Raw genomic sequence first — 21,591 nt, forward strand, 5'->3', positions numbered from 1 at the left:
TTCCGCTCTGCGGTACAGGGGGGAGCACCCCTTTGCGCCAGGGGCCTGCCGCCGTACCATGCTCCTTCGCTTCGGCCGTGCGCGTACGCGGACACCGGCCGCCGGCTCAGAGTGCCCCCTCCATGCGGCGCACCGCCTCCCCGAGCACAGCGGCCGCATCACCGAGACGGGCGCGGGTGAAGCGCAGCGAAGGGGCCGAGACGATCATCGCCGCCACGGCGCGGCCGCCCGGCTCCCGCACGGCGGCGCCCACCGCGGAGATGCCGCGCTCGGTGCCCCCGATATTGACGGCGTAGCCCCGCCTGCGGACGGTCGCGAGCGTGCGGTGCAGTGTCTCGGGGTCGGTGTCCGCCTGCGCCGCGTGCCGGGTGCCGTAGATGTCGGCGAGCTCGGAGACGCCCAGGTCGGCGAGGAGCGCCTTGCCGCCGGCGGAGAGGTGCGCGGGCAGATTCACGCCGGCGCGGCTGCCGACGCGCAGTGCGTGCGTCCCCTCGATGCTGTGCAGGACGCGCGCCTCGGCACCGGCCCGGACCGCCAGGTGCACCGTCTCGCCGAGCTGTCCGTTGAGCCACAGCATGTGCGGCCGGGCGGTTTCCACGAGGTCGTACTCGGAGCGCTGGGACACCCCCAGGCGGTAGAGCGTGGGGCCGGGCCGGTACACCTTGTCGGCGCCCTGCACCGCGAAGCCGCGCCCGCGCAGGGTGGAGAGCAGACGATGGGCCGTGGACCGGGCCACACCCAACTCGTCGGCGGCCTCGCTCAGCCGCACGCGCCCCTGCTTGCGGAGCAGGAGCAGCAGGGAGAGGGCGTTCTCCACGGATTCCAGGCCCTGCGCGGGTTTACCGCCCGCGTTCCGCGGTTCCGCTCCGGGCTGCGACGTACGATCTGAGTTCTTCACAGCAGAATTCTACGACCGGCTCATGGAGCGGCACGCATCGCGCCGGGGCTCCGGACGCCGGGAGTGTCAGCGCCCGGTCGTAGTCTTCGAAAGATTGAAAGGGACGATCGGCCGGTCGGGGTTCGGGGGCTGTGGTGACGAGAGCGTTGAGTGCGGGGCTGCGGCGGGTCATCGAAGGCGCCGATCCCGTGACCGGGCGCCTGAAGGGGACGGAGGCGCAGCTTGCCGCGCTGGTGAGGCGCGGGCTCGCCTTCCGGCATCCGCGGGCGCCGCACCATCACTTCCTGACGCCCGCGGGGCACAGGGCACGGGACGCGGAGGCGGAAGCGAAGACCGAGCCCACGCCCGAGCCCGCCACCACCGGGGTGTTCGCGGCACGGGTCGGTGGCGAGGACACGGCTCCCGGGACCGGGCCGGCTCGGCTCCGGGAGGTGCGCGGCGCCTGGCAGGGCATGCTGGAGCTGCGCAGGATGACCAACCCCGACGGTGCGACGGACCGGCCCTGCGCCTGGGAACGCTCGCACCTGGTGCAGGCCGCCGCGCTCGCCCTGGAGGCCGCCGGACACGATCCGGCCGTCGGGGACACCGAGGGCGGCTACCGGGTGCGGGGGACCCCGCAGCCGGAGGCGGTCGCCGTGCACGAGCCGGACGGCACGGCGCTACGGGCCTGCGCCGGAACGCTCGAGCGGGCCGGATGGCAGGTCGGGGAGTACACGGAGCCGAGGACGCGGGCACGGTATCTGCTGGCCTCCCCGCGCCGGGTGTGAGGGGCGTGCCAGGATCGGTGGTCAGGGCAACGAATCGAGCAGGCTTGAAAGGAAACCAGTGAGCGAGCCGTTTTCCGTCCGGGTGACCGTGCGTGGATACGAGACCGACGTGCAGGGCCACCTCAACCAGGCCGTGTACCTCAACTACGCGGAGCACGCGCGCTGGTCGCTGCTCCAGGAGGCCGGGATCACGCAGTCCGGCCTCATCGGGCAGGGTGTGGGACCGGTCGCCCTGGAGACCACCATCCGCTACAAGCGGGAGCTGCTCGCCGGTGACGAGGTCGACGTGAGCTGTGCCTTCACCTGGGGCACCGGCAAGACGTTCCGCATCGAGCAGACCATCACCAAGGCGGACGGCACGGTCGCCGCCGAGATCACGGCGGTCGGCGGCGTACTGGACCTCAAGGAACGCAAGCTGGTGCCGAGCCCGCAGGACGTCTTCCGGAAACTGGCCGAGGATCCGGGCCTGTTCGGGCTGTAGGACGGCGTCGGCGCACGGGGCGGCATCCCGCTCGCCCCGTGCATCCGGCCGCCACGTCGGGGCCGCTTCCGCCCTCACCGCGTTTTTCACGGCGTGAAAGTTTCCGCCGTCGGACGGCGATTCCCCAGGCCGCCCGAACCTCCAGAGGACCAGACCTCCAGAGGCGGCCGTGAGGGCTTTACACGCGTAGAACCCCCGTGCCTAACTAATGACGCGCGCACGTCAAAGTACGGAACAGCGCGGCTCTGTCCAGGTGGCAGGGCCGTCGGCACCTCCTCCTCTCATCCCCACATGCGTACCGGAGGCAGTCATGTTCTCGTTCCCCAACCGCCCGACCGGCCCCCGCAGACGGGCGACCACGGCGCTCGGCGTCCTCGTCGCGGCTCTCGCACTGACGGCGACCACTGCGTCCAACACCGCCGCCGCGCCCCAGCCCGACAAGGACCGCGTCAAGGTCAAGCCGGGCCAGGCGTACATGGGTGTGGGCGCCCGGGTCCACGACGTCCCCGCGGAACCGCCGTCGATGGGCACCATGGCCCCGACCGACGGCGTCCAGGGCATCGACGTCTCGCACTGGCAGGGCGCCATCAACTGGACCTCGGTGCGCAACTCCGGCATCCAGTTCGCCTGGATCAAGGCGACCGAGGGCACCAGCTACAAGGACGCGCGGTTCAACACCAACTACCCGGCCGCGCACGGCGCCGGCGTGATCCGCGGCGCGTACCACTTCGCGCGCCCCGACATCTCCAGCGGGGCGGTCCAGGCGAACTACTTCGCCTCCAACGGCGGCGGCTGGTCGCGGGACAACCTGACCCTGCCGGGTGTCCTGGACATCGAGCACAACCCCTACGGGGCCATGTGCTACGGCCTGTCCACCACGCAGATGCGCACCTGGATCAACGACTTCTACACCACCTACAAGTCCCGCACCGGCCGGGACGCGGTGATCTACACGACGTCCGGCTGGTGGAACACCTGCACCGGCAACTGGACCGGCATGTCCGGCAAGAGCCCGCTGTGGGTGGCGCACTGGACCTCGGCGTCGTCCCCGACCATCCCGAGCGGTTTCCCGACCTGGACGGTGTGGCAGTACACCAGCACCGGCTCGGTCAGCGGCGTCTCCGGAAACGTGGACCGCAACCAGTTCAACGGTTCGCGCGACCGGCTCCTGGCCCTCGCCAACAACACGTAACCGGCACCCGATCCGGCACCGGCAGGGGACCCCTCCTCGCCGCTCCCCCAGCACGCGATCACGCGGTGGAGCCGACGGCCGACCCCGTCGGCTCCTCCGTTTCCCCCCACCGTCTCCCCCAAGGAGCGATCGTGAACGCCGAGAACGCGCTCCGGCGCCGTCTCCTGCTCGCCGGTGCGGCCGGCCTGGCCGCCGCCACCGCCCTGCCGGGCACCGCCCATGCACAGAGCACCGCCCGGGCGCGGAGCGCCGGTGGCGCGAAGGCCGCCGACGCCGTCGAGCCGGACATCGACAGCACCCGTGCCTGGGGCGCCCGTTCACCACGCGGAAGCATCAGCCGGCTGTCGTACCGGCCGAGCCGGATCATCGTCCACCACACGGTGAGCGCCAACACCTCCGACTTCTCCCGCGCCCAGGCCCACTCCCACGCCCACTGGGTCCAGGACCTGCACATGGACAAGAACGGATGGGTCGACACCGGCTACCACTTCCTGGTCAGCCGGGGCGGCTGGATCACCGAGGGGCGGCACGGCAGCCTCCAGGCCCTCACCGGCGGGAGCGGTTTCGTCCTCGGCGCCCACACCTCCGGGCAGAACGACCAGGCCGTCGGGATCGCCAACGAGGGCGCCTACCACGCGGGCGCCACACCTCCGCAGGCGCAGTGGGAGGTGCTGGTCGCCCTGTGCGCGTACACCTGCGCGCGCTACGGCATCCCCGCTACGCGGCTCCACGGTCACAAGGACTACGGCGACACCCTCTGCCCCGGGGTGTTCCACGACATGCTGCCCCGGCTGCGCGACGAGGTCGGGGCTGCTCTGGCGTAGCCGCCCGGCCCGTGCTCAGGTCTGAGCGGCGATCCGGGCCAGTCGCCGGGCCTGTGCGCGGGTGGAGCGGGCGATCTCGTCCTCGTCGGCCGTGCGGAGCCGGCTGTCCTCCACGATCTGACGGCCGTTGACGAACGACGCGGTGACCGGGGCCGCCGCGCCGAGGACCAGCGCGGCCACCGGGTCGGCGATGGAGGAGTGGGCGAGGGTGTCCATCCGCCACAGCACCAGATCGGCGAGCTTGCCCGGCTCCAGCGAGCCGATCTCGGCGGCACGGCCCAGCACCTGGGCGCCTCCATAGGTGCCCAGACGCAGCGCCTGACGTGCCGTCAGGGCCGCTTCGCGGTGCGGGCCGAGGCGGCCCACGAGCAGGGCGTTGCGCAGTTCGGTGTGCAGTTCGCCGGACTCGTTGGACGCCGTGCCGTCCACGCCGAGGCCGACCGGGACGCCGGCCGCCAGCAGGTCGGGGACGCGCGCGATGCCCGCGGCGAGGCGGGCGTTGGAGGAGGGGCAGTGGGCCACGCCCGTGCTCGTACGGGCGAAGGCGGCGACGTCGGAGTCGTTCATGTGGACGCAGTGCGCCATCCACACGTCCTCGCCGAGCCAGCCGGTGGACTCGAAGTAGTCGGTCGGGCTCATGCCGAACCGTTCGTGGCAGAACTTCTCCTCCTCCACGGTCTCCGAACCGTGGGTGTGCAGGCGCACGCCGAGTCCGCGGGCCGACTCCGCTGATTGCCGCATCAGTTCGGTGGAGACGGAGAACGGTGAGCAGGGTGCGACGGCGACCTGGGTCATGGCACCGAAGGAGGTGTCGTGGTGCCGGCGGACGGTCTCCTCGGTCGCGGCGAGGGCGTCCTGGAGCGTCTCGACGGCGAAGTCCGGGGGCAGTCCGCCGTCCTTCTCGCCGAGGTCCATGGAGCCGCGGGCGAGGGTGAAGCGCACCCCCATGTCACGGGCGGCGCGGATGATGGTGCCGGACAGGTCGCCGGTGCCCCGCGGGAAGACGTAGTGGTGGTCCATGGCGGTGGTCACGCCGCCGCGGACCATCATCGCGAGGGATCCCCGGGCCGCCGCGTCCACCATCGGCTCGTCGATGCGCGCCCAGGTCGGGTAGAGCGCGACGAGCCAGTCGAACAGGTTGTGGTCGGTGGCCAGGCCCCGGGTGAGCCACTGGTAGAAGTGGTGGTGGGTGTTGACCAGGCCGGGGGTCGCCAGATGCCCGGTGGCGTCGATACGGCGTACGACGTTCTCCAGGCCGTCGGGTGCCCTGCCCGCGCCGAGGGACTCGATGCGGTGGCCGGCCAGGACGAGGTGCCCGGAGGCGTACTCGGTGTCCTGCGCGTCGACGGTCGCGATCGCGCAGTTCTCGATGACGACGCGTTCTGTGACGGTGTGCTGGTCCGGTGCCATGATGCGTCCGTTCGTCCCTTCTGCCCTCAGAGGTTGGTGAGGTCCGCCGGTATCAGCGCCTCACAGCCGTTCCGCAGGATCGTGGCCTCTATCAGACCGTAGGGGCGGTCGGCGGCGAGGTAGACGGCGCCGTCCTCGCTGTCGTTCTCGAGGCCGAAGGGTTCCAGGTCCACCTGGAAGTGGTGGCTGTTGGGGAGGGAGAAGCGGACCTCGTCTATCTCGTCGCGGTGGTCGATGATCCGCGCGCCCATCTGGTACATCGTCTGCTGCAGGGACAGGGAGTAGGTCTCGGCGAATGCCTGGAGCATGTGCTGCTTGGTCCGCTCGTAGGACGTCTCCCAGTCGGGCATCTGCTGCTCGTCGCCGGTCCAGTTGAACCGCCAGCGGGCGGCGACCGAGGTGGCGAGGATACGGTCGTGGGTCTCCTTCAACGTCGTGTACTTGTCCTTGACGTAGCCCCAGAACTCGGAGTCGGTGGAGTTCAGCACCGTCAGGTCCTTCAGGCCCGAGACGATCTCCCACCGCTCGCCGTCGTAGGTGACCTGCGTCAGCCGGGTCTCCTGGCCCTTGCGGACGAAGGAGTGCTCGCCCTCGTGGGCGTCGGAGGTGGCGATCCGTTCCCAGGCGTACTCCTCGACGCGGATGCGGGCCCGGTGGATGGGCTCCTGAGAGGTGACGAAGTGCCGGGCGAGGTGGATGCCGAACTGCTCGGCGGACTCGATGCCGTGCTCCTTGGCGAACGCGAACACGGTGTTCTTGGTGGTGTCGGTCGGCAGGACGTTGGCGTTGGAGCCGGAGTAGTGGACCTCCTCCATGTCGCCGGACAGGGCGACGGAGACGTTCAGGTCCTTGATGTGGTGGGTGGCGCCGTTCCGCGTGATCCTGACGACCCGGTTCTCGGCCTTGCCGTACTGGTTCTGGCCCAGGACCACGGGGCGGGCAGGGCTGGAGGTGTCGGTCATCTTGCTAGCTCCCTCGGTATACGGAGTAGCCGAACGGGTTGAGCAGCAGCGGTACGTGGTAGTGCTCGCCCGGTACGACGGCGAACGTGATCGCCACCTCCGGGAAGAACACCCCGGCGCCGCCGTCCCGGTCCGCGGGGGCGTCCTGCCGCGCCTCGGCCCGCTGGTCGGTGAAGTACGGCTCCACGGCGAAGTCGAGCCGCAGGTGGGTGGTTCCCTCCGGCGGCACCGGGAGGTCCTTGCACCGCCCGTCCGCGTCGGTCGCGGAGCCGCCGAGCGCCTGCCAGGGCGCCTGCCGGCCGGAGCGGGCGGAGAGGTGGACGGCGACGCCCCGGGCGGGGCGGCCGACGCTGGTGTCCAGGATGTGCGTGGACACGGAGGCGGTGGTGTCGGTGCTCATCTCTGCGTCAGTCCTCGTCGACGAGTCGGGCCAGACGGATGCGGTTGATCTTCCCCAGTTCGGTGCGGACGATCCCGCGCTCCCGCTCCGGCGTGTTGCCCAGGCGCGCGGTCAGCGCGTCACGCAGCTGCTCGCCGGTCCGGCCAGTGGCGCAGATGAGGAACACATGGCCGAACCTCTCCTGGTAGGCGAGGTTCAGTTCGAGCATCTCCGCCTTGAGCCGGTCCGGCGCGGCGGTCATGCCGCTCTGCTCCCGCTGCGAGGCCGGGTCGCCGGGCCGGGGCCTGCCGATCGGCGGGTGCCCGGCCATCGCCTCCTGGAGGTCCGCCGCGCTCAGCCCGCTCACGGCGGCGTCGGAGGCGGCGTACAGGTCGTCGGCGGTGGCGTAGGGCCGGTCGGCGAGCAGTCGGCGGGCCCACGCCGTGGAGGCACACGCCTCGTGGAGGGCGGCGAGGGCCGCCGGCTCCTCCAGCGCGTTGAAGCGGGCCAGGCCCGGCGGCGTGGCAGTGGACGTCACGGTGGCCTCCCCGGCCGCGAGCGGCCTCGGTGCTGAGCGGGCGTGCCGACAGCTAACGTCGCCACGGGCCGTCACGTCAACAGTTTGTTGAAAACTGGCGGACGGCCACCACGCCACGCAGCGCCATGAGCGGTTCGTACGCCCTGGTCAGGGCTCAGGAGCCCTTCTCGCGGTTGAGGTAGTTGTAGACGGTGAACCGGCTGACGCCGAGCGCGCTCGCCACGGTCTCCACCCCGTGCCGTACGGCGAAGGCGCCGCGCGCCTCCAGACTCCGTACGATCTCCTGCTTGGCCCTGCGGTCCAGCTCGGCGAGGGGTCTGCCCTGCCGGCGCTCGAGGGCGGCGAGCATGTGATCGAGGGAGTCGGCGAGCTGGGGCAGGCGCACGGCGACGGCGTCGACCCCCTCCCAGACGAGTACGACGTCGTCGGGACCGGCCTCGTCGGGCGGGAGCAGCTGCCCGCCCATGGCGTCGACGAGTGGCTTGACGGCCGCGATGAACGGCTCGTCCGCCGCGCCGCTCATTCCTCGCCCTCCGCGATCACGTTGACCTGGAGCGAGATCCGGGTGGCACCCGCCTCCAGGGACCGGCGGAGCAGGGCGTCGACGGTGGTGAGCACCGTGTCCGCGCCGCCCTCCGCGGTGTTCCCGAACGGCCCGACGTCCACCGAGTCCAGCTCGGCCGCCTCCACGACCTCCCGGGCCGCCACCGCGTGCGCGGGCGCCTCGTCCAGGTCGAAGGGCTCGGTCGTGAACTCCACTCTCAATCGCACTGCTCCCCCATGACGTCGGCTCCGACCTGCTCGTTCTCTCGGTCCTCCGGCCGAGAGAGCACATTCGGGGCACTTCCTCCCGTCAGGGCGCCGAACGCCCGTCCCACCGCCGCCCCGGTCCGTTGTTCCGGATCGGGGAAGAGGTGGCTGTGGGCGTTCGGGGTCATCGCGGCGTCGGTGTGCCCCGGCCGCTCCGGCACGACCTTAACGGACTCCCCCGCGGCGATCAGCAGGACGGCGGAGACGAAGTGGTCGCAGCCGCACCGACTGCTGCGGCTCCCGAGGTGGACGCGAGGTCATCGCCTCGAGGAGGTCCTGTCGTTCACTCCTCCGGCGTGCGGGCGGGGCCGGGACGGCACAGCTGTGCCCAGAGGCGGGCCGCTTCGTGTGCGCTGCGCCGGCGGTGGACGGCGGCACGGGCCCAGAGGCCGGTCGCGACGGTCGAACCTGTCAGGGCCGCCGCACAGGGCAGCCACCAGCCCCCGGTCACGAACAGGAGTACGGCGACGACGGCCGGCGTGCTCCAGCCGCTGAGGCAGGCCACCGCCTCGGCACGACGGGACGCGGGCCGGTCGGCCCCCGCGCGCAGATCCACGAGGGCCGGCACGTACCAGACGGAGCCGGCCGCGGTCACCGCCGCGGCGCCGAGGGCCAGGACTGGATGGGACACGGCTCAGCCCACCGTCTCCATGGCGGCGATCTCCGGGTGGTGTACGTCGAAGGCGGGGGATTCGGACCGGATGCGGGGCAGGGAGGTGAAGTTGTGGCGCGGGGGCGGGCAGGACGTGGCCCACTCCAGGGAGCGGCCGTAGCCCCAGGGATCGTCGACCTCGACCTTCTCGCCGTACTTGGCCGTCCGCCACACGTTGTAGAAGAACGGCAGCAGCGACATGCCCAGCAGGAACGACCCGATCGACGACAGGGTGTTGAGGGCGGTGAAGCCGTCGGCCGCCAGGTAGTCCGAGTACCGGCGGGGCATGCCCTCGGCGCCCAGCCAGTGCTGGACCAGGAAGGTGAGGTGGAAACCCGCCGTGAGCGTCCAGAAGGTGATCTTTCCGAGGCGCTCGTCGAGCATCTTGCCGGTGAACTTCGGCCACCAGAAGTGGAACCCGGCGAACATCGCGTACACGACGGTGCCGAAGACCGTGTAGTGGAAGTGCGCGACGACGAAGTACGAGTCGGTGAGGTGGAAGTCCAGCGGCGGCGAGGCCAGGATGACTCCGGTCAGCCCGCCGAAGAGGAACGTGACGAGGAAGCCCGCGGTCCAGAGCATGGGCGTCTCGAACGACAGGCTGCCCTTCCACATCGTGCCGATCCAGTTGAAGAACTTCACTCCGGTCGGGATGGCGATCAGGAAGGTCATGAAGGAGAAGAACGGCAGCAGCACTCCGCCCGTGGTGTACATGTGGTGCGCCCAGACGGTCAACGACAGACCCGCGATGGCGATCGTCGCGCCGATCAGCCCCATGTAGCCGAACATCGGCTTGCGGGAGAAGACCGGGATCACCTCGGAGACGATGCCGAAGAACGGCAGGGCCAGGATGTAGACCTCGGGGTGGCCGAAGAACCAGAACAGGTGCTGCCACAGCAGCGCCCCGCCGTTCGCCGCGTCGAAGATGTGGCCGCCGAACCTGCGGTCGTACTCCAGGGCGAACAGCGCCGCCGCCAGGACCGGGAACACCATGAGGACCAGCACGCTGGTGAGGAGCACGTTCCAGGTGAAGATCGGCAGGCGGAACATGGTCATGCCCGGCGCGCGCATGCAGATGATGGTGGTGATGAAGTTGACCGCGCCCAGGATCGAGCCGAAGCCGGACAACGCCACGCCCATGATCCACAGGTCGGCTCCCACGCCCGGCGAGTAGACGGCGTCGGACAGCGGGGCGTACAGGAACCAGCCGAAGCCGGCGGCGCCGTCCGGGGTGAGGAAGCCGCTCGCCGCGATCGACGAACCGAGGAAGAACAGCCAGTAGGCGAGCATGTTCAGCCGGGGGAAGGCCACGTCCGGTGCGCCGATCTGCAACGGCATGATCCAGTTCGCGAACCCGGTGAACAACGGCATCGCGAACATCAGCAGCATGATCGAACCGTGCATCGTGAACGCCTGGTTGAACTGCTCGTTCGACATGATCTGCAGACCGGGCCGGGCCAGCTCCGCCCGCATCACCAGCGCCATCACACCGCCGACGACGAAGAACACGAACGCGGAGACCAGGTAGAGCGTCCCGATCTTCTTGTGGTCGGTGGTCGTCAGCCACTCCACCCACGACGGGCGCGCGGTCCCGGGCGCGATCCCCCGGGGATGCCCGGGCGCCCCCGTGCCGGAAACCACGTCGTGCCCCTCCGCGGCCTTTACCTCTTGCATCTGCCCCTCGTCCACCGTCGGCGCCCCGCCCTTCCGCTCATGTCCGTACACGTCGTCGACGAGCCGGGAGAGGCCGGGTCGACCGGAGCGGACGCGACGCCTCCCGGCCGCTGCCACATGATCCTTTCCGGGGTACCGGGGTCGGACAGGGCCGAACAGTCCATACCGGGTCCCGAGGGGAGGGCCCAACGGCCCTGATGCGCCCAGCGGCCGGGGGTCGGCGTCGGACTGCCGTCCCCGCGCCCCGATCCCGCTGCGGGGAGCCTTGCGGATTTCTCGCCGTCCCGGCCAGGCGTCCGCTTCACATGACGTTCATCGCCCCCTCCCCGAGCCGGTGCGCCCGACGCCTGCGCGTGACCTCGCGCGCCCCCCTCTTGACAGCCTCGAGACCCGCGGGCAATCTTCCAGTAAGCAGAAAGAAGATTCCGCAATACGAAATATGAATCGAGAGGAAGGGAGCACGGTCCGATGCCAGGTGCCGAGTGGAGTACGGCCGCAGAGCAGCGCTTCGACGTCAACCTGTCGATCCTCTTCACCGAACTCCCGCTCCTGGAGCGCCCCGCGGCCGCCGCCGCGGCCGGTTTCACCGCGGTCGAGCTGTGGTGGCCCTGGGCCGACTCGCCCACACCGGAGCGGTCCGAACTGGACGGTCTGCACAAGGCGATCGAGGACGCGGGCGTCCGGCTCACGGGCCTGAACTTCTACGCCGGGCAGCTCCCCGGCCCGGACCGCGGCGCCCTGTCCGTCCCGGGCGAGGAGTCGGAGCGGTTCCGCGCCAACGTCGAGGTCGCCGCGGGCTTCGCCGAGTCCCTCGGCTGCACGGCCCTCAACGCGCTGTACGGCAACCGCGTCGACGGCGTGGATCCCGCCGAGCAGGACGCGCTCGCCCTGGAGAACCTCGCCCTCGCCGCCCGCGCTGCCCACCGGATCGGCGCGATCCTGTTGGTCGAGGCACTGAACCGGCCCGAGTCGCCGCGGTACCCGCTGGTGTCGGCGCCGGCGGCGGTGCAGGTCGTCGACCAGGTGAACGCGGCCACGGGGCTGGGCAACGCCCGGTTCCTGATGGACCTGTACCACCTGTCCAGGAACGGCGAGGACCTGCCGGCGGTGATCGAGCGGTACGCCGCGCGGACCGGCCATGTGCAGATCGCCGACAACCCCGGCCGCGGTGCCCCCGGCACCGGCTCGCTCCCGCTGGCGGACCTCCTCGGACGGCTGCGGAAGGCGGGTTACGCGGGCTGGGTCGGCCTGGAGTACAAGCCCGGCGACCGGCCGAGCGCCGAGGCCTTCGACTGGCTGCCGGCCGAGGCCCGCGCCCCCCGCTGAGCAGTGGACGCCCGCAGACACCGCAGAGCGAAAGAGAGGCACCCCCGCATGAGCACCGCCCTTCCCAAGGTCTCCTGGATCGGCCTCGGCATCATGGGCTCCCCCATGTCCGAGAACCTGATCAAGGCGGGCTACCACGTCACCGGTCACACCCTGGAACAGGAGAAGCTGGAGCGGTTGGCCGCCGCGGGCGGCACCGCCGCCGCCTCCGTCGCCGAGGCGGTCCGTGACGCGGACGTGATCATCACCATGGTGCCCGCCTCTCCCCAGGTGGAGGCGGTCGCCTACGGACCCGACGGCATCCTGGAGAACGCCCGGCCCGGTGCCCTGCTGATCGACATGTCCTCGATCACCCCGCAGACCTCGGTCGACCTGGCCGCCGCCGCGAGGGACAAGGGCATCCGGGTGCTCGACGCCCCGGTGTCCGGCGGCGAGGCGGGCGCCGTCGAGGCGGTGCTGTCCATCATGGTCGGCGGTGAACAGGCCGACTTCGACCGGGCGAAGCCGCTCTTCGACGTACTCGGCAGGACGGTCGTGCGGTGCGGACCGCACGGCTCCGGCCAGACCGTGAAGGCCGCCAACCAGCTGATCGTCGCCGTCAACATCCAGGCGTGTGCCGAGGCCGTGGTCTTCCTGGAGAAGTCCGGCGTGGACCTGGCGGCCGCGCTGGACGTCCTGAACGGCGGTCTCGCGGGCTCCACCGTGCTGACCCGCAAGAAGGACAACTTCCTCGCCCGTGACTTCGCGCCCGGCTTCCGCATCGATCTGCACCACAAGGACATGGGCATCGTCACCGACGCCGCCCGCGCCGTCGGGGCGGCCCTGCCCGTCGGCGCGGTGGTCGCGCAACTGGTCGCGAGCCTGCGCGCGCAGGGCGACGGCGGCCTGGACCACTCCGCGCTGCTGCGCGCGGTGGAGCGGCTGTCCGGCGCCCAGGTCTGACCGTCCGACCCGCGTACGGCCGCCGACGGGGGGCGAGGCCGTACGCGCGGCCCGCGGGGTCTCCCCGCGGGCGGGCGAGGGCGCCGCGGCGGCGCGCGAGCCAGTGCGGTGGTGAAGGCCGCCGGGGCACCTCCTTCGACCTGAGCGGAGGGGCACCCGGTGCCGTCGCACCCGCCGCGGTCCCGAGCCCGGCCCACCGACCCCGTCCGGCGGCGCGAACACACCGTCGCGCCCGGCCTCGCGCCGCCGGACGGCCCCGCCTCCCGGCGTCCGGGGTGCGGATCCGCCCGGCGGGCAGGAGCCTGGGGGCATGGCACCTCCCACGGAGCAACCGCACATCGTGGTCCATGCGCCGGCCCTGGACGGTTCGCGGCGGGTCACCTCGGGCGACGAGACGCTGGGCGTCGCCTCGCACGTCGACGACGTCGGCGAGATCCTGCGGCTGGCGGACCTCTACGTCACCGACGTCGAGGAGGCCGACCTCATCGAGTGGCAGGGCGGCGGCCCCGACGACTGGCCGGGCCTGTCGGAGCACCACGAGGCCTGAGCGGGGCGGGGACGTACGGCCGTTCCCGGTCCACCGGTTCTACGGCAGCGGCCGTAGCCCGGCTACGGCACTCTCAAATGAACCTCTGAACCGGGCCCGGGAGGCTTCGAGCACCCCCACCGACGGGCACATACCCCGTACACGGGGCCCGCCGGCACGGGGGCGGCGGGCCCCGCTCAGGGGAAGCCCCGGGCTACGGCAGCGACAGCGACAGCGCCGATGTTCGCCGACGCCGTACGACGCCCGTCAGACCTTCAGCGTCCTGATCGACGTCGGGGCGTGCCACGGCTCCGTCGCGATGTCCTCGAACTCGACGACCTCGCTTATGTCGTTGGTGGTCGACATGGAGATGTCGGTGACGCGCTCCAGGATCGCCTCGACGACCACCGGGACCCTGAACTCCGCGGCGAGCTTCTTGGCCTCCTCCAGCGCCGGGCCCAGTCCGCCGGGTTCGGTCACCCGGATCGCCTTGCAGCCGAGGCCCTCGGCGACCCGTACGTGGTCGACGCCGTAGACGCCCAGTTCGGGCGCGTTGACGTTCTCGAACTCCAGGTTGACCTGGAAGTCGATGTCAAACGCCCGCTGCGCCTGACGGATGAGACCCAAGTAGGAGTTGTTCAGCAGGACATGTACGTAGGGGATCTTGTGCTGCGCCCCGACGGCCAGCTCTTCCAGCATGAACTGGAAGTCGTAGTCGCCGGACAGGGCGACGACCTGTGCACCGGGGTCGGCCTTGGCCACGCCCAGTGCCGCCGGGACGGTCCAGCCGAGGGGGCCGGCCTGGCCGCAGTTGATCCAGTGCCGGGGCCGGTGGACGTGCAGCATCTGGGCGCCGGCGATCTGTGAGAGGCCGATCGTCGAGACGTACCGCGTCTCCGGGCCGAAGGCCCTGTTCATCTCCTCGTAGACGCGCTGCGGCTTGATCGGGACATCGTCGAAGTGCGTACGGCGCTGGAGCGTGGCCCGCTTCTCCTGTGCCGCGGCCGCCCAGGCGGAACGGTCGGGCAGCCCTCCCTCGGCGCTGAGTTCCTTCGCGACCCGGACGAACAGCTCCAGCGCGGCGCGCGCGTCGGAGGCGATGCCGTAGTCGGGAGCGAAGATCCGGCCGATCTGGGTGGGGTCGATGTCGACGTGGACGAAGGTCCGGCCGGCCGTGTAGACGTCGAGCCTGCCGGTGTGGCGGTTGGCCCAGCGGTTGCCGATGCCGAGGACGAAGTCGGACTCCAGGAAGGTCGCGTTGCCGTAGCGGTGCGAGGTCTGCAGGCCGACCATACCGGCGTTCAGTTCGTGGTCGTCGGGGAGGACGCCCCAGCCCATCAGGGTCGGCACGACCGGCGTACCGGTCAACTCGGCGAACTGCACGAGGAGTTCGGCGGCGTCGGCATTGAGGATGCCGCCGCCCGCGACGATCAGGGGGCGCTCGGCGGCGTTCAGCATGCCGAGCGCCTTCTCGATCTGGGCGCGGCTCGCGGCGGGCTTGTGGACGGGGAGCGGCTCGTACGTCCCCGGGTCGAACTCGATCTCCGTGCGCTGCACGTCGATCGGCAGGTCGATGAGGACCGGGCCCGGCCGGCCGGAGCGCATGAGGTGGAATGCCTGCTGGAAGACACCGGGGACCTGCGCGGCCTCCAGGACGGTCACCGCCATCTTGGTGACCGGCCTCGCGATGGCGGCGATGTCGACGGCCTGGAAGTCCTCCTTGTGGAGCACCGCGGTCGGGGCCTGGCCGGTGACGCACAGGATCGGAACGGAGTCGCCGGTCGCGGAGTACAGGCCGGTGATCATGTCGGTGCCGGCCGGACCGGAGGTCCCGACGCAGACCCCGATGTTGCCCGCTCGGGTACGGGTGTAGCCCTCGGCCATGTGCGAGGCGCCCTCGACATGGCGGGCGAGGGTGTGGGTGATGCCGCCGGAGGCCTTGAGCGCCGCGTAGAAGGGGTTGATCGCCGCGCCGGGGACACCGAACGCGTCGGTGACGCCCTCGCGCTTGAGGATTTCGACTGCCGCGCGGGCAGCGGTCATTCGGGCCATGGAGTACTCCTGCTTCGACTGTCGGATTCGCACTCCCGTCGCGCCCCGCGGTGCGCTTCTTCCGTATTTCGGAAAGTAACTTCTGCTATCTGGAATGAATGTAGGCAGGGTGGGCGAAGGTCGTCAAGAGAGCGGCACGAGGGCGTCAAGAGACGGCACGAGTGCCCTCCGGGAGCGGCAACCGCCGGACAGGGCGGGCGTGCGGGAGGACGATGGGGACGCCGGTCCGAGGTCAGGTCGTCCAGGAACGGAAGTGGTGGGGCCATGCCCGAGAGCGTGTTCGTGTCCGTGCGCTGCCCCGCCTGCCGCGGCGCGCACCGTCATGCGGCGCCGTCGTACCCCTGTGTGCGCGGCGCACCCGTCGGCCTGCCGCTGGACGGGAACGCGGTGCCCGCACCGGTCGTCCACCGCGTCTGGCAGGACGACTGGGTCACCGTGCGCTGCGGGGACTGCGGACGGCCCGGCGAGTGGCCGCGGCCGGAACTCGGTTGCCCGTGCGGAACCGTACTGCGGATCCCGCTGGCCGACCCGGGCACCCCGCCCGGCCCCGGCACCACACCCGCACCCTCACTCGGACCTCGGGAGACCGGCGCCGCTCCGCACCCCGCCTTCCGCTCCGTGCAGATCCGCAGCGTCCGCGACGCGGTCACCGCCACCGTGCTGTATCTGCGGAGGCTCGGCCACGGGGACATCCGCCGCGCCGACCAGCCTCCTCCCTCCGGCATCGGGCCGGCCGGGGCGTCGTCGTCCTCCTCGACCCGTCCGCGCGCCGGGCGACACCGCGGGACGTGGAGTGCCTGTGGCTGACCGCCATGACGGAGTCCGCCCGGTGCCTGCACTTCTCCCTCGCCGGGTACACCCCGGACGCCCGGGACCGCGCCGACCGCCTCGGCGTCCCGCTGTTCCTGCTCGACCTCACCGGCACCCCGCAGCCGGTGAACGCCCTGGACGCCACCCTGACCTGAGAGCCGGCCCGGAACACCGCACCGCCCGCGAACCGGACCGAAAAGCCGGCGACGCGCCCGCCGCCACCGTCCGATACTCGGCACATGCGCATCCGCCCCGCCGCCCCCGACGAGCTGCCCGTCCTCCAGGACGTCGAACGGGCCGCCGGCGCCCCCTTCCGTGCCCTGGGCATGACGGAGATCGCCGACGACGAACCGCCCGCCCTGGACACCCTCGAGCACCACCGTCGGGCGGGGTACTGCTGGGTGGCGGCCGACGCACGGGACCGGCCCGCCGCGTACCTGATCGCCGAGCCGGTGGACGCCGCGCTCCATGTCGAGCAGGTCTCCGTCCACCCGCGCGCCGCACGCCGCGGCGTGGGCCGGTCCCTGATCGCCCACGCCGCGCGACGGGCCGGGGAGGAGGGCCTGACCGCCCTGACACTGACCACGTTCGCCGACGTCCCGTGGAACGCCCCGTACTACACCCGCCTCGGCTTCCGCACGCTGACCGAGGCCGAGCTCACGCCCGGTCTGCGCCGGATCCGCGCCGAGGAGAGCGAGCACGGCCTCGACCGGTGGCCGCGCCTGTGCATGCGCGGAAGCATCCGAACGCTCCGTCAGCCGGGGCGGACGCCCGACGGCCTGCCCGCACCGCGATCAGAGTGCTGACCGGATCGGCCGCGCTCCACCCGCCGGGCGGGCACCGGTCCCCCGGTCGCCTTCGCCCGCAGCGGTCTCGAGGTCCCCTGGAGCGATGCCCGGGAGTCCCTGCTCGAACTCGCCGGAGCCTGCGACGTCCCGTCAGGTGGTCGTGCCGAACCGGCGTCCGCCACACCTGCGAACTCGCTCTCACGTCCGGGGCAGTGCGGTACGCTCCCGACCCGGTCGAGCCCCCGCCGACGGCAACGTCCTCATCTGCTGACCCCAGCCCACCGAGGGGGTCGTCCTGGACCTGTGAGGAGCGGCGCCTCACCCTGGCACGCGGGCACCACTGCCCGGCGGTCCGTGGCCCAGGGGAGTTCCGCCGTCACCGCGTGCCGCCGGTGGCCCGCCCGGGGTCGTTGGGGTGGGGTTCGAGCGGGGTGACGGTGAGAGTCATCCAGGGACGCAGCGGCAGTGTGCCGAGCACCTTCTCCCGGAGTTCCTTCTCGTCCGCGGCCCGCCAGACCCCGATGCTGCGCAACTCGCCCACGGGACGCCACAATCGGGCCAGGTTGCCGGTCGTCGAGAGCTCCCCCGCGCGGACCGCCTCGGCCGCCCTCCGCCGGTCGACCTCGTCCTGGCTGGTTCCCTCAGGGATCGTCGTGGTGATTTCGACGAGGAACTCCTGCATCGGTTCTGCTCCGTTCGATGAAGGTCCCGGGGACGACGGGAAGGGCGAGTTCGCTGGTGGCCATCCGCCTCCCCCGAGCGGAGCCGCGATCAGGTCGGACGCCGCCTCACCTCATGAGGGCTCTCACACGAGGGTTTTCAGCAGCCGTTCCGCGAGCACTCCGGCGGAGTGGGGGTTCTGCCCGGTGATCAGGTTGCGGTCCTCGACCACATACGGCTTCCACATCTCGCCCCGGCTGTACTCGACGCCGACTTTCTCCTTGAGCTCGTCCTCGAGCAGCCACTGTGCCTTGTCGGCCAGTCCGACAGCCTCTTCCTCTTCATTGGTGAAGCCCGTGACCCGGTAGCCCTTGAAGGGCGACTCGCCGTGAATCCTGGTGGCCAGCATCGAGGCAGGGGCGTGGCACACGATGGCGAGCGGTTTGCCCGAGGCGAGTTGTTCGGTCAGTATCCGTCCCGCGTCGGCGTCCACCGACAGGTCCTGCATCGGGCCGTGGCCTCCGGGCAGGTACACCGCGTCGTAGTCCTGCAGCCGCACGTCCGAGAGTTTGATCGGCCGGCGCATGACCTCCGCGGAACGGATGATGGCTTCCAGTTCGAGCGCTCCCTCCTCACCGCCGGCCATGGCGGGGCGCAGGCTCATCATGTCGACGGTCGGCGTCACGCCGTTGGGCGTCGCGACGACGACCTCGTGGCCTGCCTCCGTGATCGCCTTGTACGGCTGCGCGAATTCCTCCGCCCAGTAGCCGGTGGCGTACCTCGTGCCGTCCTTCAGGACCAGGTACGTGGCTCCGGTGACCACGAAAAGCACCTTCGCCATCACGCATCACCTCCTCAGCCCCGTTTGGCGAAATTGAGATGATTTGCACTGAAGGCCAGTCTAGGCACAGAAGCCATCAGGCACCTGCGGACAGCGGTTCGTCACCCAAGGCTCGCAGTGCGACGTGTGGTTGACCGTCTCCGTGGACAAGGTCCGCCCGTTCTCCCGAACAGAGCCAGGCGGCAAGGTCCGGGAGAAGCAGCGCCCGCTGCTCGATCAGGGCGTTGGCCACGATGCTCACCAGGCCGATCAGCATGTCGGCGGTTCCGGCCCGGAGCGAAGTCGCCCAGCCACGGCCCACGCTGCGCGCGGCCCGCACTCCCCACCCGGCGAGCAGCAAGGTGTCGAGCACCAGGGCGGTGGGGACAGCCGCAGCGACGACCGGCCGCTCGGCGGGCATCGCGCGCAGCCCGATCCTGACACCGCCACGATCCGCTGACATCCGATGCGCGACAACGTGGGCACGGCCATGGGCGGCCGCACCGGCCGGAACGAGCCCGTAGACGCCGCTGAACAGCGTTGTTCCCGGCGGTCGCCGGCCCGGCGCCCGCTGCGGGGTGGTCGACTGGGGGAAACGGCGGGCACGGCGGTACATCGCTACGCCCTCCGCTGAAACGGTATGGAACACGGCAATGCGGCACGAACGGGAGATCGGTGCCGGGCTGCGTACGCGCGGTGCACCGCCTGCTCCGACTGCGGTAGAGTGGATCTTGTACACGCCGCCGACTTCGCCGGTGGCGGGTGATGCGTCGGTGGTCCGAGGAAAGACGCCCCGCTTCCTGCGGGGAAATGCAGGTGCAAGGCCTGCCCGGCGCTCGACGAAGAAGACCTCCGGCCCTGCTGTCCAGGGCCGGAGGTCTTCTCGCATCCGGTCGACGGCACGGTACCGGCCCCGGCCGCCGGGATCACCCCCGGATGACGCGATACGTCGTCCGGTGGCGACGCCACCGCCCTCTCCATGGCCCTGCCCCAGGGAGCCTGGCCCCGTTCCCTCCCTCACGGCGGAACGACGGACGCGCTCCGCGGCCCGGGGTCGCGGCGGAAGAGGTCACCGGAAGTCCTCCTCGCGGTACTCGGCCTCGGAACCCGCCGCCGTGGCCTCGCGCAGCTCGATGCGGCGGATCTTGCCGGAGACGGTCTTGGGCAGCTCGCCGAACTCCAGCCTGCGGATCCGCTTGTAGGGGGCGAGCACCTTGCGGGAGTGCTCGAAGAGCTCCTTCGCGGTGTCCGGGCCGGGCTGCCTGCCCTCCGCGAGCACGATGTACGCCTTGGGCACGGCCAGGCGCAGCTCGTCCGGAGCGGGCACGACGGCCGCCTCGGCGACCGCCTCGTGCTCCAGCAGGGCGCTCTCCAGCTCGAACGGACTGATCTTGTAGTCACTCGCCTTGAAGACGTCGTCCGCGCGCCCGACATACGTGATGTATCCCTCTTCGTCCCGCGCGCCGATGTCGCCCGTCCGGTAGTAGCCGCCGGCCATGGCCTCCGCGGTGCGCTCGGGGTCGCCGTGGTAGCCGGTCATCAGGCCCACCGGACGGTGCGACAGGTCGAGCGCGATCTCGCCCTCGGCGGCGGGCGCACCGGAGACCGGGTCGAGGAGTGCGACGCGGTAGCCGGGGCTGGGGCGGCCCATGGAGCCCGTCTTGAGGGGCTGGCCCGGGCTGTTGGAGACCTGGACGGCGGTCTCGGTCTGGCCGAAGCCGTCGCGGATCGTCACGTTCCAGGCGCGCCGGATCTGCTCGATGACCTCGGGGTTGAGCGGCTCACCGGCGGCGACGACCTCGCGCGGCGGGGTGCGCAGCCGGGTGAGGTCGGCCTGGATGAGCATGCGCCACACGGTCGGCGGCGCGCAGAAGGTGGTGACGCCGGCGCGGTCCATCTCGGTCATCAGCCGGACGGCGTCGAAGCGTGCGTAATTGTGCAGGAAGACGGTCGCCTCGGCGTTCCACGGGGCGAAGAGGTTGGACCAGGCGTGCTTGGCCCAGCCGGGTGAGGAGATGTTCAGGTGCACGTCGCCGGGTTTCAGCCCGATCCAGTACATGGTGGCCAGGTGCCCGATGGGGTACGTGGTGTGGGTGTGCTCGACGAGCTTGGGCCGGGCGGTGGTGCCCGAGGTGAAGTACAGCATCAGCGGGTCGGCGGCGAGGGTGGGCCCGTCGGGTGCGAAGTGCTCGGCGGCGCCGTAGGCGTCCTCGTACGGCAGCCAGGCGTCGCCCGCTCCCGCGCCGACCGCGACCCGGGTGTAGTCGCCGGGCACCTCGTCGAACTTCGCCGTGTCGGCGGCGCGGGCGATCACGTGCCGGACGCGGCCCCGGTCGACGCGGTCGCGCAGGTCGGCGGGGCCGAGCAGCGGGGTGGCGGGGATGACCACGGCGCGCAGTTTCATCGCGGCGAGCGCGGTCTCCCAGAGTTCGGCCTGGTTGCCGAGCATGACCAGCACCCGGTCCTCGGCGCGTACGCCCTGCTGGCGCAGCCAGTTCGCGGCCTGGTCGGAGCGGCGGGCCAGTTCGGCGAAGGACAGCCTGGTCTGCTCGCCGTCCTCCTCGACGAGGTGCAGCGCGGTGCGGTCGTTGCCGTCCGCGATCACGTCGAACCAGTCGAGCGCCCAGTTGAACCGCTCGGGGCGCGGCCAGCGGAACCCCGCGTAGGCGGTGGCGTAGTCGTCGCGGTGTTCCAACAGGAAGTCCCGGGCCCTGCGGAACTCTTCCGTCGCCGTCGTCATCTGTCCTCCTCGGTGCCGAACCTCGCCGGGTGGCTCTCCCCCGTCGTGTAATCCGTGACGCAGGTCCCACTACCCCCGAACGGGGGGTGGGTACGCGGAAGCCGTGACGAAGGGGCGAACAGGTGACGGCCGGCCCGACGGGAGCACTCGACGCGGTCGGACCCGGTGGCGCGCCGGCCCGCCGGGCGTGGTGGCCGCCGGGGGTGTGCCGTGGTCTCGTACGGCCGCCATTACCGGGGTCCCGGGGCTTTGGATTTCATCCGCGCGGCACGCTGTTATTTCCCTCACCACGCCGTCTCTCCGAAATGAAAGGGCCTGTTGCCTAATATTGGCCAGGACA

23 protein-coding genes and 1 pseudogene are annotated in these 21,591 nt (G+C 71.3%); 9 read left to right on the forward strand and 15 right to left on the reverse strand.

Annotation, left to right across the window (positions count from 1 at the left end):
* Positions 1-106 precede the first annotated feature (106 nt).
* Entirely contained in the window at positions 107-898 is a 792-nt protein-coding gene (locus DIZ27_RS15020; RefSeq protein ID WP_258308373.1) for an IclR family transcriptional regulator, read from the reverse strand.
* A 134-nt stretch (positions 899-1,032) separates the two neighbouring features.
* Here DIZ27_RS15020 and DIZ27_RS15025 point away from each other — a divergent pair, with 134 nt between their 5' ends.
* From DIZ27_RS15025 to DIZ27_RS15040, 4 genes are all read left to right on the forward strand, one after another.
* Complete coding sequence (locus DIZ27_RS15025; protein ID WP_109379005.1) at positions 1,033-1,665, forward strand: hypothetical protein; 633 nt, start codon at positions 1,033-1,035, stop codon at positions 1,663-1,665.
* Positions 1,666-1,723: 58 nt separating this feature from the next.
* On the forward strand, positions 1,724-2,146 hold the full coding sequence (locus DIZ27_RS15030) for a thioesterase family protein (RefSeq protein WP_109378903.1): 423 nt from the start codon (positions 1,724-1,726) through the stop codon (positions 2,144-2,146).
* Positions 2,147-2,456: 310 nt separating this feature from the next.
* Positions 2,457-3,338 (forward strand): lysozyme, encoded by an 882-nt coding sequence (locus DIZ27_RS15035; protein ID WP_109378904.1) that lies wholly within the window; start codon positions 2,457-2,459, stop codon positions 3,336-3,338.
* Between the two features lie 131 nt (positions 3,339-3,469).
* Positions 3,470-4,162 carry a peptidoglycan recognition family protein gene (locus DIZ27_RS15040; protein WP_109378905.1) on the forward strand — a complete coding sequence of 231 codons (693 nt, stop codon included), beginning with the start codon at positions 3,470-3,472 and terminating at the stop codon, positions 4,160-4,162.
* A 15-nt stretch (positions 4,163-4,177) separates the two neighbouring features.
* Here DIZ27_RS15040 and DIZ27_RS15045 read toward each other — a convergent pair whose 3' ends face one another.
* The 9 genes from DIZ27_RS15045 to ctaD all read right to left on the reverse strand — a co-directional run bounded on the left by DIZ27_RS15045 (position 4,178) and on the right by ctaD (position 10,587).
* Positions 4,178-5,572 carry an 8-oxoguanine deaminase gene (locus DIZ27_RS15045; protein ID WP_109378906.1) on the reverse strand — a complete coding sequence of 465 codons (1,395 nt, stop codon included), beginning with the start codon at positions 5,570-5,572 and terminating at the stop codon, positions 4,178-4,180.
* 26 nt (positions 5,573-5,598) lie between these two features.
* Complete coding sequence (pucL, locus tag DIZ27_RS15050) at positions 5,599-6,534, reverse strand: factor-independent urate hydroxylase (protein WP_109378907.1); 936 nt, start codon at positions 6,532-6,534, stop codon at positions 5,599-5,601.
* A 4-nt stretch (positions 6,535-6,538) separates the two neighbouring features.
* Positions 6,539-6,934, reverse strand: coding sequence for a hydroxyisourate hydrolase (gene uraH, locus DIZ27_RS15055; protein ID WP_109378908.1), 396 nt, complete (start codon positions 6,932-6,934; stop codon positions 6,539-6,541).
* A 7-nt stretch (positions 6,935-6,941) separates the two neighbouring features.
* The gene (uraD, locus tag DIZ27_RS15060; protein WP_109378909.1) at positions 6,942-7,451 is read right to left on the reverse strand and encodes a 2-oxo-4-hydroxy-4-carboxy-5-ureidoimidazoline decarboxylase; all 510 of its coding nucleotides are present in this window, start codon (positions 7,449-7,451) and stop codon (positions 6,942-6,944) included.
* 154 nt (positions 7,452-7,605) lie between these two features.
* Positions 7,606-7,974 (reverse strand): helix-turn-helix domain-containing protein, encoded by a 369-nt coding sequence (locus DIZ27_RS15065; protein WP_109378910.1) that lies wholly within the window; start codon positions 7,972-7,974, stop codon positions 7,606-7,608.
* Entirely contained in the window at positions 7,971-8,222 is a 252-nt protein-coding gene (locus DIZ27_RS15070; protein ID WP_109378911.1) for a hypothetical protein, read from the reverse strand. The genes DIZ27_RS15065 and DIZ27_RS15070 overlap by 4 nt, the downstream gene beginning before the upstream one ends.
* On the reverse strand, positions 8,213-8,422 hold the full coding sequence (locus tag DIZ27_RS15075; RefSeq protein ID WP_109378912.1) for a hypothetical protein: 210 nt from the start codon (positions 8,420-8,422) through the stop codon (positions 8,213-8,215). The genes DIZ27_RS15070 and DIZ27_RS15075 overlap by 10 nt, the downstream gene beginning before the upstream one ends.
* A gap of 122 nt (positions 8,423-8,544) precedes the next feature.
* Positions 8,545-8,892 (reverse strand): hypothetical protein, encoded by a 348-nt coding sequence (locus DIZ27_RS47075; RefSeq protein WP_258308374.1) that lies wholly within the window; start codon positions 8,890-8,892, stop codon positions 8,545-8,547.
* A 3-nt stretch (positions 8,893-8,895) separates the two neighbouring features.
* Positions 8,896-10,587, reverse strand: a complete 1,692-nt coding sequence (gene ctaD, locus DIZ27_RS15085; protein ID WP_258308386.1) for a cytochrome c oxidase subunit I — start codon at positions 10,585-10,587, stop codon at positions 8,896-8,898.
* Between the two features lie 468 nt (positions 10,588-11,055).
* On the opposite strand from ctaD, the gene DIZ27_RS15090 reads away from it, so the two are divergent.
* The 3 genes from DIZ27_RS15090 to DIZ27_RS15100 all read left to right on the forward strand — a co-directional run bounded on the left by DIZ27_RS15090 (position 11,056) and on the right by DIZ27_RS15100 (position 13,402).
* Complete coding sequence (locus DIZ27_RS15090; RefSeq protein ID WP_109378913.1) at positions 11,056-11,913, forward strand: TIM barrel protein; 858 nt, start codon at positions 11,056-11,058, stop codon at positions 11,911-11,913.
* A 48-nt stretch (positions 11,914-11,961) separates the two neighbouring features.
* Positions 11,962-12,855, forward strand: a complete 894-nt coding sequence (locus tag DIZ27_RS15095) for a 2-hydroxy-3-oxopropionate reductase (RefSeq protein WP_109378914.1) — start codon at positions 11,962-11,964, stop codon at positions 12,853-12,855.
* Positions 12,856-13,165: 310 nt separating this feature from the next.
* Entirely contained in the window at positions 13,166-13,402 is a 237-nt protein-coding gene (locus DIZ27_RS15100) for a hypothetical protein (RefSeq protein WP_109378915.1), read from the forward strand.
* 246 nt (positions 13,403-13,648) lie between these two features.
* On the opposite strand, the gene gcl is transcribed toward DIZ27_RS15100, so the two are convergent.
* A complete protein-coding gene (gene gcl, locus DIZ27_RS15105; RefSeq protein ID WP_109378916.1) occupies positions 13,649-15,433 on the reverse strand; it encodes a glyoxylate carboligase in 1,785 nt (594 codons plus the stop codon).
* A 264-nt stretch (positions 15,434-15,697) separates the two neighbouring features.
* Between gcl and DIZ27_RS15110 the strand changes: the two are divergent.
* Positions 15,698-16,398 (forward strand): annotated as a pseudogene (locus tag DIZ27_RS15110) (hypothetical protein).
* Positions 16,399-16,482: 84 nt separating this feature from the next.
* Positions 16,483-17,049 (forward strand): GNAT family N-acetyltransferase, encoded by a 567-nt coding sequence (locus DIZ27_RS15115; RefSeq protein WP_109378917.1) that lies wholly within the window; start codon positions 16,483-16,485, stop codon positions 17,047-17,049.
* 358 nt (positions 17,050-17,407) lie between these two features.
* Here the strand turns inward: DIZ27_RS15115 and DIZ27_RS15125 are convergent, their stop codons facing one another.
* From DIZ27_RS15125 to DIZ27_RS15140, 4 genes are all read right to left on the reverse strand, one after another.
* Positions 17,408-17,713 (reverse strand): muconolactone Delta-isomerase family protein, encoded by a 306-nt coding sequence (locus DIZ27_RS15125; RefSeq protein ID WP_109378918.1) that lies wholly within the window; start codon positions 17,711-17,713, stop codon positions 17,408-17,410.
* A gap of 123 nt (positions 17,714-17,836) precedes the next feature.
* On the reverse strand, positions 17,837-18,532 hold the full coding sequence (locus DIZ27_RS15130) for a type 1 glutamine amidotransferase domain-containing protein (protein ID WP_181383533.1): 696 nt from the start codon (positions 18,530-18,532) through the stop codon (positions 17,837-17,839).
* A gap of 76 nt (positions 18,533-18,608) precedes the next feature.
* The gene (locus DIZ27_RS47080; protein WP_258308375.1) at positions 18,609-18,974 is read right to left on the reverse strand and encodes a hypothetical protein; all 366 of its coding nucleotides are present in this window, start codon (positions 18,972-18,974) and stop codon (positions 18,609-18,611) included.
* A 606-nt stretch (positions 18,975-19,580) separates the two neighbouring features.
* Entirely contained in the window at positions 19,581-21,251 is a 1,671-nt protein-coding gene (locus DIZ27_RS15140; protein WP_109378920.1) for an AMP-binding protein, read from the reverse strand.
* Positions 21,252-21,591: the final 340 nt, after the last annotated feature.

This window comes from Streptomyces sp. NWU339, from assembly GCF_003143855.1.
Classification (GTDB): Bacteria; Actinomycetota; Actinomycetes; order Streptomycetales; family Streptomycetaceae; genus Streptomyces.

Bases quoted from the DNA above. Each gene is read 5' to 3' on its own strand.
- DIZ27_RS15045 (WP_109378906.1), bottom strand. From the start codon at position 5,572: ATGGCACCGGACCAGCACACCGTCACAGAACGCGTCGTCATCGAGAAC.
- DIZ27_RS15125 (WP_109378918.1), bottom strand. From the start codon at position 17,713: ATGCAGGAGTTCCTCGTCGAAATCACCACGACGATCCCTGAGGGAACC.
- DIZ27_RS15115 (WP_109378917.1), top strand. From the start codon at position 16,483: ATGCGCATCCGCCCCGCCGCCCCCGACGAGCTGCCCGTCCTCCAGGAC.
- DIZ27_RS15090 (WP_109378913.1), top strand. From the start codon at position 11,056: ATGCCAGGTGCCGAGTGGAGTACGGCCGCAGAGCAGCGCTTCGACGTC.
- gcl (WP_109378916.1), bottom strand. From the start codon at position 15,433: ATGGCCCGAATGACCGCTGCCCGCGCGGCAGTCGAAATCCTCAAGCGC.
- DIZ27_RS15035 (WP_109378904.1), top strand. From the start codon at position 2,457: ATGTTCTCGTTCCCCAACCGCCCGACCGGCCCCCGCAGACGGGCGACC.
- pucL (WP_109378907.1), bottom strand. From the start codon at position 6,534: ATGACCGACACCTCCAGCCCTGCCCGCCCCGTGGTCCTGGGCCAGAAC.
- DIZ27_RS15140 (WP_109378920.1), bottom strand. From the start codon at position 21,251: ATGACGACGGCGACGGAAGAGTTCCGCAGGGCCCGGGACTTCCTGTTG.
- DIZ27_RS15130 (WP_181383533.1), bottom strand. From the start codon at position 18,532: ATGGCGAAGGTGCTTTTCGTGGTCACCGGAGCCACGTACCTGGTCCTG.
- DIZ27_RS47080 (WP_258308375.1), bottom strand. From the start codon at position 18,974: ATGTCAGCGGATCGTGGCGGTGTCAGGATCGGGCTGCGCGCGATGCCC.
- DIZ27_RS15100 (WP_109378915.1), top strand. From the start codon at position 13,166: ATGGCACCTCCCACGGAGCAACCGCACATCGTGGTCCATGCGCCGGCC.
- uraH (WP_109378908.1), bottom strand. From the start codon at position 6,934: ATGAGCACCGACACCACCGCCTCCGTGTCCACGCACATCCTGGACACC.
- DIZ27_RS15095 (WP_109378914.1), top strand. From the start codon at position 11,962: ATGAGCACCGCCCTTCCCAAGGTCTCCTGGATCGGCCTCGGCATCATG.
- DIZ27_RS15065 (WP_109378910.1), bottom strand. From the start codon at position 7,974: ATGAGCGGCGCGGCGGACGAGCCGTTCATCGCGGCCGTCAAGCCACTC.
- ctaD (WP_258308386.1), bottom strand. From the start codon at position 10,587: ATGCAAGAGGTAAAGGCCGCGGAGGGGCACGACGTGGTTTCCGGCACG.